The following is an 8,652-nucleotide window of genomic DNA, read 5'->3' on the forward strand; positions in this document are numbered from 1 at the left end:
GGCATGATCGAGGCCGACATCTACGGCAACGTGAACTCGACCCACATCATGGGCACCAAGATGATGAACGGCATCGGCGGCTCGGGCGATTTCTCGCGCAACGCCGGCTACTCCATCTTCGTGAGCCCCTCGACGGCGAAGAAGGGTGGCATCTCGGCGATCGTCCCGATGGTCAGCCACCATGACCACACCGAACACGATGTGATGATGATCATCACCGAGCAGGGCCTGGCCGATCTTCGCGGCCTGTCGCCGAAGCAGCGGGTGAAGTCCGTCATCGAGAACTGCGCGCACCCGGACTACCGCGAGCAGCTGTGGGACTACTACAACGAAGCACTGTCTGTCAGCAAGGGCATCCACACCCCGCACGTGCTGACCAAGGCGCTGAGCTGGCACCAGAACTTCCTGGAAACCGGCACCATGCAGCTCGACAAGGCGGCCGGTGCTGCCGGTTCGGCCACCCGAGCTCAGAGCGTCGCGCAGGAAGCTGCCGAGACCGCCGTGGCTGCTGCCGCAGAAGCAAAGCAGTCTGCTGCTCAAGCCGCGGACGCCGCCGATCGCGCAGCCGCTGCTGCCGATCAAGCAAAGCAGGCGGCCGCCAAGTAGGACCTGCTACACACCGCCCAGCTCCGGCGTCCAATCCCTGAACGGATTGGACGCCGGAACCATCCGGGGCCGGAGTTCTTCAGGGCCTGACAGTCACGGGGTCAACCGGATCTCAACCGAGCAGCTGCTCGCCCAATTCGGCAACCGTGTCGACGACAGCCACATGCGGCTGGGCACGCAGCTGATCGGGGGCGCCCGCACCCCAGGTGACGCCGATGCCGTCCATGCCGGCCGCTGCGGCGGCTTGCAGATCGAAGATCGCATCGCCGACATAGAGGCTGCCTGCCACAGAAGCATTCAGCGCGGCCAGCCCCATCAGCAGTGGTGCCGGGTCGGGCTTATGACGATCGGTATCGTCGGCTGCGCAGGCGAGCACCGTTTCGGCGGGCAACCCGGCCAGCTTCATATTGGGGATCACGGAGTTGCGCCGCTTCGCGGTGACGATGCCGGTGCGGATCCCCGCGTCAACCATCTCTTGCAGCAGCTGCGAGATGCCGTCATACCGCCTGATCGCAGCGGCGATCGTCGCCGCGTTGTGCTCGAGGTAAACCGCTTCGAGTTCGGCCGCGTTCACGAGGTCCTCTTTGGCGAAGACGTCTTCCAAGGTTCGACCGATCCAGGGCAGGATCTCGAGGCGGGTGACCTGGCGTCCGGAGACGGTCTGCCAGGCGTACGTGTAACTGGCCACAATCCCATCGATGGTGTTGAGCAGGGTGCCATCGAAGTCGAAGAGCACAACAGGCCATCGCGGTGTGGAGTTCATGCCGATCAGCATAGGACGAACTCGACGCGCCTGGTTCCGCCGGGCTCGGTGACCAGGGTCGGCGAGCTGACCGGACGAGGCAGCAGCACCGGATGCGGCTAGTCTGGAGCGCGAGCGTGTGCGATCGCGGAGGGCCCCGCGGGCAGGAGACAGTCGATGACCGAGCAGGATGGCAGCTATCGCCCGACCCGCCGTGCCGCTGATCCCACGGCCACCGACCAAAGCGAAGGGCTGGGGGACGCACCCGAGATTCCGATCGTCTCGCTGCCGCCACTGGCGGCCGAACTCGCCGGATACCCGCTGAGCCAACGCACCGGGGAGCCCAAGCGTCCCGGAGTAGTGATGGCGGCGACGATCGCCTTCACGGCCTCGGGGCTGGCGGCCGCGGCCTGCTATTGGTGGTACTGGTGGGTTGCGATCAACATCGAGAGCTTCGCGACCAGTTCGAAGCTGATCGAATTGTTCGATCCACGTCCGGGTTCGGGCAGCTCGGTTGTGCTGGTCTGCGTGATGGCGATCATCGGCATCATCATGACCGCAGGCCCGGCCGTCGCCGGCTACAACGCCTGGCACGGCGCCTCGTGGAGCCGAGTGGCGGGGATCGTGGCCTGCGTGACGAGCCTGCTCGCGTTCTTCGTGATCGGGTGGTCGTGGCTGGCTTTGGGCTTCGCAGCCATCGGTACCGGGCTGATCTGGACGAGCCCGGCCAAACGCTATTTCGACGCCTACGGCCACTTCGCGAATCCCCCGCGTTCCCCCATCGTGCCGAAGCAGGTGGCCTACGGGCCGGCACCGAGGTTCCGCTGATGAAAATGCAAGACTTCGGGTCGCTGGTGCGACTGGCCGGCAGGCTGCTGCGTGACGCCACCTCCACGAACACGACCTCCACCGGCCAGACCGGCCACTCCGCCCAGGCCGGGCGTCCGGGCACGGCTACCGCCAACCGGCCCGCGGGCGCAGCCGGGCAGGCCGGCGGGCTGCCCGCGGCCGATTTCGATGGGCTGCCACAGATGCGCTATCAGGCAAAGATGCCCGGCGGCTTCACCTCCGGCGAGATGGTGTGGACGTGGGTCGCCTTCGAGGAGGATTCGAGCCAGGGCAAGGATCGTCCGGTGCTACTCATCGGCGCCGAGGCCGGCTGGCTGCTCGGTCTGCCGGCCACCAGCAAGGACCATGACCGAGACGCCGCGCAGGAGAACCGGGCCGGCCGCTTCTGGGTGGAGATCGGCTCCGGGGATTGGGATTCCAGGCGCCGGGTCAGTGAGGTGCGCACCGACCGCATCGTCCGCATCGATCCTGCCCAGATCCGCCGTGCGTCCGGAAGGGTGAGCGCTGTGGTCTTTCAGGAGGTCGCCGCCGGAGTCAGCGAGCACTGGGACGACTAGGGACCCTCCAGAGGAGATTCACACCCAACGATGAGGGCACGTTCGCGTATTCTCCAGATGCGCTAGAGTGTCAACCGCGTCGTTGCTTCAACGATCTGCGGGCGTAGCTCAATGGTAGAGCGCCAGCTTCCCAAGCTGGACACGCGGGTTCGATTCCCGTCGCCCGCTCTCACTATCTTGATTTCTTCTCTCTACCTTCAAGGGTTTGTCGGCCCCTATGCTCGTTCCCGCTCACCAATCGGTTTGCTGCAGTAGTCCCGCCACGCGGTGAGCAGTTCGTCACGGCGACCCGCCGGATTGTTTTCGTACCAAGTTCTGGTGAAACGGTTGTATTCAAACTGCGGATCGATGCTGCGCGACCCTCGGCCACGGGTGGCATGCCAGTGCTCCAGGGCGTCCTGCATCGTCTTCGTGCCATCTGAGGAGGCGAAGAAGGCCCTCATCTCGGCATCGAAATGAAATCCGTTTCCTAGTCGCTCGGTCATCCATGCCCGCACGACCTGGCTGCACCGCTGGCCCGCAGGAATGACGGTATCGGAGCTCAAGCGGCCTGCTAGTTGCCTTCCGCCCCTGGGTGCCGGCGCTGGCGGTTCGGTGAACTCACGGCCATCGAGCTTGGCAGCGATACGCGAAGCCAGCAGCTCTTTGCCGCCGGTCGTCCGGACGCCGATCAGTTGAGCGAAAGCGATCAGTTCGTCCTTCAACCAGTACCAGCGCCCGAACTCCTCCGCGTTCAAGTTAGGGGTGAGGGCGGGGCGATCGGGATTCGTCGAAGGCACCGGCCCAGACTATCGCGGGCCTTCCGCGCGTCTCCTCGCTGTCGCCACCTATTGCCCGCTCGTATCTTGTGGGATACATATCATTGATGAGGATACTTCGAACGTCACCAAAGTCCTCGCTGCTCTCAACATCCGCCTCGAGGCCAAGGCATCCGCGCACGTCTAGCCGGAAGCAGAGCGCGTCCATATGCCGAGGGTGAAACTTCTCGTCCGGATGGTTCGGGCCCGCAAGAATTGACTCATGGCCACTATCACTTTCGCTTCCGATCCCATCTCCACCATCGGCGAGTTGCCCGCAGTGGGCGAACCCGCACCGTCCATAGAACTCGTTGGCGGCGATCTGAGCCCCGTCACCTTGGACGATTTCGCAGGCAAGCGTGTGGTGCTGAATATCTTTCCCAGCCTCGACACTGGCATCTGCGCGATGAGCGTCCGCAGGTTCAATGAGCTCGCTGCCGGTCTTGACGACACCGTGGTGCTCGCCGTGAGCAAGGACCTTCCCTTCGCGGCGGGACGCTTCTGCGCCGCTGAGGGCATCGAGAACGTGGTCAGTGCGTCGGCTTTCCGCTCCACCTTCGGCGACGACTACGGCGTCACCATGGTTGACGGTCCGCTGCAGGGCCTGCTGGCCCGCTCGGTGGTCATCGTCGGCACCGACGGCAAGGTCGTCTACACGCAGCTGGTGCCCGAGATCAAGACCGAGCCCGACTACGACGCTGCGGTGGCCGCGCTCGGCTGAGCCGTCGTCCGTGGCTTTCGTTCAGACGCCGGGCCGCTGCCAACGGGTCCGGCGTCTGAGCGGCTGCCCCTACGATGGACGTATGACAGGTCAGCCGATGAACGACGAGCCTCAGTTCCGTCAGCCCCGACATGCTGCGCGGAGCATCCAGGACGTCCACCATGCCGACGACCCGGCGCTGCCGAAGCCCGGCTACCAAGCCAACCTTCCGACCCAGTACTCGACGAACTCTCTCAGCGCCATCCTCAGCACCAAGAACCGCGACGGCGCTTGGATGGTGCCGCCGAATCTGAGTGCCACCTCGGTGATGGGGACCATCAAGCTCGATCTGCGTGAGGCGGTCTTCGAATCGCGCGACATCAGCATCGACCTCAACTCCTTCATGGGTGACCTGAAGCTCTGGGTCCCCGAGGGCACCCTGGTCGTCGACGAGACGCGCGCCTTCGCGTCCGATGTCAAGCTCAAGAAGCTCAGCCCGCCGCAACCCGGCGGTCTCAAGATCACGCTCACCGGCGATCTGATTCTCGGCACTGTGATCGTCTACGGCAGCAACCACCGCAGCTGGAGCAAGCCTCGCCGAGGCAAGAACTGAGATGGATTCCGTGCAGAGCGCCCTGTTCGCACCTCCCACCGAGAACTGGACGCCGGTCTCGCCCCGTTACTCCCGACTACGGCGGCTGACGTCGCTGCTCAATTGGCTCTTTCTCGCGGTGATCGTGATCGCGCCGCAGGCCATCACCCTGATCGTCTTCGATCAAGCTCCCGACGCCCTGCAGTGGAGCATGATCGCGAGCGCCGCCGCGATAGTCATCCTCGCGGTGTGGCGGATCTGGCGCCAGGGCGCGATCGTCCGAGCGTGGGCCTACGCCGAGCGCGAGACCGATCTGTTCATCAAGTCGGGACTATTCAATCGACGGTTGACCGTCGTGCCCTATGGACGCATGCAGGCGGTACACATCTCCGCAGGCCCGATCGAGCGGGCGTTCAAAGTAGCCACCGTCAAATTGGTGACGGCCTCCGCGCAATCGGACGCGATCATTCCCGGGCTCGATCCGCAGGCCGCGGCAGCCTTGCGCGACCGGCTCACCGAACTCGGCGAGACGCAGGCGACCGGGCTGTGAGCGAGCCAGGCACCCCGATCGAGCCTCAGCCGGCCCACCAGGCGGTCCTTGAGCACCCACATCCGCTGACTCCGATTGCCAAGAGCTGGATCGCCATCGTCGCCGTCGGGTATTTCATCGTGCGCGACGCGCCCGATCTGTTGCGCGATGCACCCAGTGGCGGCTGGGGCACGATCGGTCACTACTGGTATGTGCCCGCCGGGCTGCTGGCGGCCGTCCTGGCGATCTCACTGATCGCCGGCTACGTCACCTGGCGATTCACCAGCTTCATCATCGATGACGAGCAGGTGCGCATCGAACGCAACTTCATCTCACAGCGCTCCGAACGGATCGCGTTCACCAAGATCCAATCGGTCGATGTCACCCAGCCGCTGATCGCCCGGCTGCTCGGGCTGGCCGCGCTACGCATCGATGTGGGCGGCGGCGGCTCGAATGCGAGCATCGAATATCTCTCCCGCAAGCGCGCCTATCAGCTCCGGGACTATCTGATCACCCGCGCCCACGGCACCCGCACCACCGTGGCAACGGCTGCCGGAGTGCCGGTCGGCACTGCCTTTTCCGATATCTCGGCGGCCGATCGCGCAATCGTCGCCGTACCTCCGGGCAGGCTGCTCGCGTCCATGATCGTGACCAACTCGACCGTGGTGATACTCGTCCTGGTCACCGGGGTGGTCGGCTTCTCGATCTGGACCGATACGCCGCTGGCGTTGGCATCGACATCGCTGCTGCTGCCCTGGTTGCTCGGTATGGGCGCGTATCTGCTCAACCGGTTGCGCAACGAGTGGAACTTCACTCTCACGATGACCCCGGACGGCGGGCTGCGCACCGCGTCCGGACTCACGTCGCTGACCAGTCAGACGATCCCCCGCAACCGGGTGCAAGCCGTCGACATCAGTCAGCCGCTGCTGTGGCGTGCGATGGGCTGGTACCGCGTCCGCATCGATGTGCTGGGCGTGCCGTCGGAATCCGGCGAGCACGTGCCCGCGAATCTGCTGCTGCCGGTGGGTCCGGGCAACGATGTCAGCATCGTCTTGGGCGCGCTGTGGCCGAGGCTGGCCATGAACGCGATCGAGATGCATCCGATCCCCCGTCGGGCGCGCTGGTTGCGCTGGCTGGACGCCCAGACCTACTCGTGGGGGTTCGACGAGCGGGTGCTGATCGCGGCGGGCGGGCTGTTGCGCAAGCGCACCTCGATCGTCCCGCATGCTCGGGTGCAGTCGGTGCGGATCAGTCAGGGCATCATCGCGCGCAGGCTTCGGCTGGCCGATCTGCAAGCGCACACCACGCCGGGGCCGGTCGATGTGGTCTGCCGGCATCTGGACGAAGCCGACGCCAGGATGCTTGCCATGAGCGAACTCGACCGGATGCGCGCCGCGCGCTCCCGTCTGGACCTCTCGCTGCTGCACGTAGCTGCGTCGCCGTCAGCCAGTTGGGACCTGACCAAGGGCTAGCGCTAGTGAGCCTGGCGGGCGCTCCAGGCTGAAGCAACCATCTCGTCCAGCGTGAAACGCATCTTCCAGTCGAGGTCGCGGGCCGCCGCATCGCCATTCGCGACGATCCGGGCCGGATCGCCGGGACGCCGAGGCGCGATCTGGGGAGCGAAATCGATGCCGGTGACCCGGGCGATGGCCGCCATGATCTGGGCCACGCTCGATCCATCGCCGCTGCCCAGGTTGTAGGCGCCCTGCAGATCCTGGCCGGCTGCCATCGCCTTCGCGGCGGCCACGTGCGAGATCGCCAGATCGGCGACATGCACATAGTCGCGTACGCAGGTGCCATCCGGGGTCGGGTAGTCGTCGCCGAAGACCTTGGGCGTGCGTCCGGCGAGCAGCGCGTCGAAGACGATCGGGAAGAGGTTGTGCGGACTGGTGTCGTAGAGGGCATCCGAACCGGATCCGACGACGTTGAAGTAGCGCAGGTTCGTCCAGCGCCACTGCGGATCGATCTTGGCGACATCTGCCGCCAGCCACTCGCCGATCAGCTTGGTCTGGCCGTAGGGCGACTCGGGAGCGGTCGGCGTGTCCTCGGTGACCTGGTCGACATCCGGGGTGCCGTAGACCGACGCCGAACTGGAGAAGACGTAGTTGTGTACGCCTGCTGTCCGCATCGCGCGTAGCAGCGAGACGGTTCCGGTGACGTTCTGGTCGTAGGTGTGCAGCGGCCTGCTCACGCTGACGCCCGCGTATTTGAAGCCGGCCAGATGGACGACGCCCTCGCAGCCGTGGTCGACCAGCGTCCGGGTCACCAGGTCGGTGTCGAGAATCGATCCCTCGACGAGGGCCACGCCGTCGGGGACGAACTCTGCGTGCCCGCTCGACAGATCATCGACGACGACCGGGACGATCCCAGCATCCAGGAATGCCTGTACGACATGCGAACCGATATATCCGGCTCCGCCGGTGACCAGCCAACTCATTTTCGTCCTCTCATTGGGGGGATCGCGCAGTTGCGCTCAGGCCCCTTCTCGTCTTCCGCGATCCGAATCAACTCGACCGGGCGTCGATATCGTCTTGGGGATTGTGTTCTGCGGGTGTCTCGTCCACCAGCCTAGTTGTCGTGGCCGGCGAGGGCAGGGGTGGCCGCCCAATAGCTGAAGACGCCGGTGGCGTTCAGCGAGGCCAGATAGCTCTCGTCGGACATCGGATCGATCCACAGGACGTTCCCGCCGATCCGCGGATGCTCGGTAAACGGAGCGTAGCTGCTGACCAAGAGCACCAGCGGGACGCTCGGCAGCCAATCGGCCGGCTCGCCGGGGTGCTGCGGCAATTCGAGGGTCAGCGAGAGCGACTTGTCGGTGCTGAGAATCTGCGCCAGCGGCGCTTGATGGGCGTCCTCAGCGTCGAAGCCACCTTCCAGACCGGCGCGGTCCATCAGGATCTGCTGGACGAGCGCCGCAGTCCGCGCCGCATGGCGGCAGCGGGCGTCCTCGCGTTCGGCAGCGTCCAGACAGTCGTAGCCGGGCATCATCTCTTCGACGATCTCGGCCGCGGAGTCCGCGTAGACCGTGCTGCCGTCGTGCAGCACCATCGCGTGGGTCCATTCGCCACCGTCGGGACGATTCGGATTGGACCCGTGGCAGGAGGCGTGGTGATCTCGGAGCTTCACCCGTCCAGCCTATCGGTCGGGTCGGCTACCGAAATGTCCACCCGATCCACAGCGGCTACTCAAAACAACCACGGCTACCGAACCTTCACTAGCCATTGCGATTCGCGGTAGCCGCTGCGATTTGCGTACGCCGGCCGGCGAGGTAGCCGGTCAC

Annotated in this window: 10 protein-coding genes, 1 tRNA gene and 1 pseudogene; 8 read left to right on the plus strand and 4 right to left on the minus strand. The window is 65.3% G+C overall.

Going from position 1 to position 8,652, the window contains the following annotated elements; genetic code table 11:
* Nucleotides 1–432, plus strand: a pseudogene (locus tag AAFP05_RS08970) (acetyl-CoA hydrolase/transferase C-terminal domain-containing protein); the annotation flags it as partial.
* Between the two features lie 286 nt (nt 433–718).
* On the opposite strand, the gene AAFP05_RS08975 reads toward AAFP05_RS08970, so the two are convergent.
* Nucleotides 719–1,369, minus strand: coding sequence for an HAD hydrolase-like protein (locus AAFP05_RS08975; RefSeq protein ID WP_341729519.1), 651 nt, complete (start codon nt 1,367–1,369; stop codon nt 719–721).
* A 156-nt stretch (nt 1,370–1,525) separates the two neighbouring features.
* Between AAFP05_RS08975 and AAFP05_RS08980 the strand changes: the two genes are divergently transcribed.
* The 3 genes from AAFP05_RS08980 (at nt 1,526) to AAFP05_RS08990 (ending at nt 2,922) form a co-directional block, all read left to right on the plus strand.
* Nucleotides 1,526–2,176 (plus strand): hypothetical protein, encoded by a 651-nt coding sequence (locus tag AAFP05_RS08980; RefSeq protein WP_341729520.1) that lies wholly within the window; start codon nt 1,526–1,528, stop codon nt 2,174–2,176.
* Nucleotides 2,176–2,754 (plus strand): type II toxin-antitoxin system PemK/MazF family toxin, encoded by a 579-nt coding sequence (locus AAFP05_RS08985; protein WP_341729521.1) that lies wholly within the window; start codon nt 2,176–2,178, stop codon nt 2,752–2,754. The genes AAFP05_RS08980 and AAFP05_RS08985 overlap by 1 nt, the downstream gene beginning before the upstream one ends.
* Before the next feature lie 97 nt (nt 2,755–2,851).
* A tRNA-Gly gene (locus AAFP05_RS08990) sits at nt 2,852–2,922 on the plus strand.
* A gap of 47 nt (nt 2,923–2,969) precedes the next feature.
* On the opposite strand, the gene AAFP05_RS08995 is transcribed toward AAFP05_RS08990, so the two are convergent.
* Nucleotides 2,970–3,533 (minus strand): DUF6434 domain-containing protein, encoded by a 564-nt coding sequence (locus tag AAFP05_RS08995; protein ID WP_341729522.1) that lies wholly within the window; start codon nt 3,531–3,533, stop codon nt 2,970–2,972.
* Nucleotides 3,534–3,774: 241 nt separating this feature from the next.
* On the opposite strand from AAFP05_RS08995, the gene tpx reads away from it, so the two are divergent.
* The 4 genes from tpx (at nt 3,775) to AAFP05_RS09015 (ending at nt 6,844) form a co-directional block, all read left to right on the plus strand.
* Entirely contained in the window at nt 3,775–4,272 is a 498-nt protein-coding gene (gene tpx, locus AAFP05_RS09000) for a thiol peroxidase (protein WP_341729523.1), read from the plus strand.
* A 97-nt stretch (nt 4,273–4,369) separates the two neighbouring features.
* A complete protein-coding gene (locus tag AAFP05_RS09005) occupies nt 4,370–4,864 on the plus strand; it encodes a LiaF domain-containing protein (protein ID WP_341729524.1) in 495 nt (164 codons plus the stop codon).
* 1 nt (nt 4,865) lies between these two features.
* A complete protein-coding gene (locus AAFP05_RS09010) occupies nt 4,866–5,393 on the plus strand; it encodes a PH domain-containing protein (RefSeq protein WP_341729525.1) in 528 nt (175 codons plus the stop codon).
* Nucleotides 5,390–6,844: a PH domain-containing protein gene (locus tag AAFP05_RS09015; RefSeq protein ID WP_341729526.1), complete on the plus strand. Its 1,455-nt coding sequence runs from the start codon at nt 5,390–5,392 to the stop codon at nt 6,842–6,844. The genes AAFP05_RS09010 and AAFP05_RS09015 overlap by 4 nt, the downstream gene beginning before the upstream one ends.
* A gap of 2 nt (nt 6,845–6,846) precedes the next feature.
* On the opposite strand, the gene galE is transcribed toward AAFP05_RS09015, so the two are convergent.
* Together galE and AAFP05_RS09025 are read right to left on the minus strand one after the other, a co-directional pair.
* Nucleotides 6,847–7,809, minus strand: coding sequence for a UDP-glucose 4-epimerase GalE (galE, locus tag AAFP05_RS09020; protein ID WP_341729527.1), 963 nt, complete (start codon nt 7,807–7,809; stop codon nt 6,847–6,849).
* 131 nt (nt 7,810–7,940) lie between these two features.
* Nucleotides 7,941–8,498, minus strand: coding sequence for a hypothetical protein (locus tag AAFP05_RS09025; protein ID WP_341729528.1), 558 nt, complete (start codon nt 8,496–8,498; stop codon nt 7,941–7,943).
* Between the last annotated feature and the right edge of the window lie 154 nt (nt 8,499–8,652).

It is taken from the genome of Brooklawnia sp. (genome assembly GCF_032229645.1).
In the GTDB taxonomy this organism is placed as follows: Bacteria; Actinomycetota; Actinomycetes; order Propionibacteriales; family Propionibacteriaceae; genus Brooklawnia.

Coding starts and splice junctions, on each gene's coding strand:
- AAFP05_RS08975 (WP_341729519.1), bottom strand. CDS start 1,369: ATGAACTCCACACCGCGATGGCCTGTTGTGCTCTTCGACTTCGATGGC.
- AAFP05_RS08980 (WP_341729520.1), top strand. CDS start 1,526: ATGACCGAGCAGGATGGCAGCTATCGCCCGACCCGCCGTGCCGCTGAT.
- AAFP05_RS08985 (WP_341729521.1), top strand. CDS start 2,176: ATGAAAATGCAAGACTTCGGGTCGCTGGTGCGACTGGCCGGCAGGCTG.
- tpx (WP_341729523.1), top strand. CDS start 3,775: ATGGCCACTATCACTTTCGCTTCCGATCCCATCTCCACCATCGGCGAG.
- AAFP05_RS09005 (WP_341729524.1), top strand. CDS start 4,370: ATGAACGACGAGCCTCAGTTCCGTCAGCCCCGACATGCTGCGCGGAGC.
- AAFP05_RS09010 (WP_341729525.1), top strand. CDS start 4,866: ATGGATTCCGTGCAGAGCGCCCTGTTCGCACCTCCCACCGAGAACTGG.
- galE (WP_341729527.1), bottom strand. CDS start 7,809: ATGAGTTGGCTGGTCACCGGCGGAGCCGGATATATCGGTTCGCATGTC.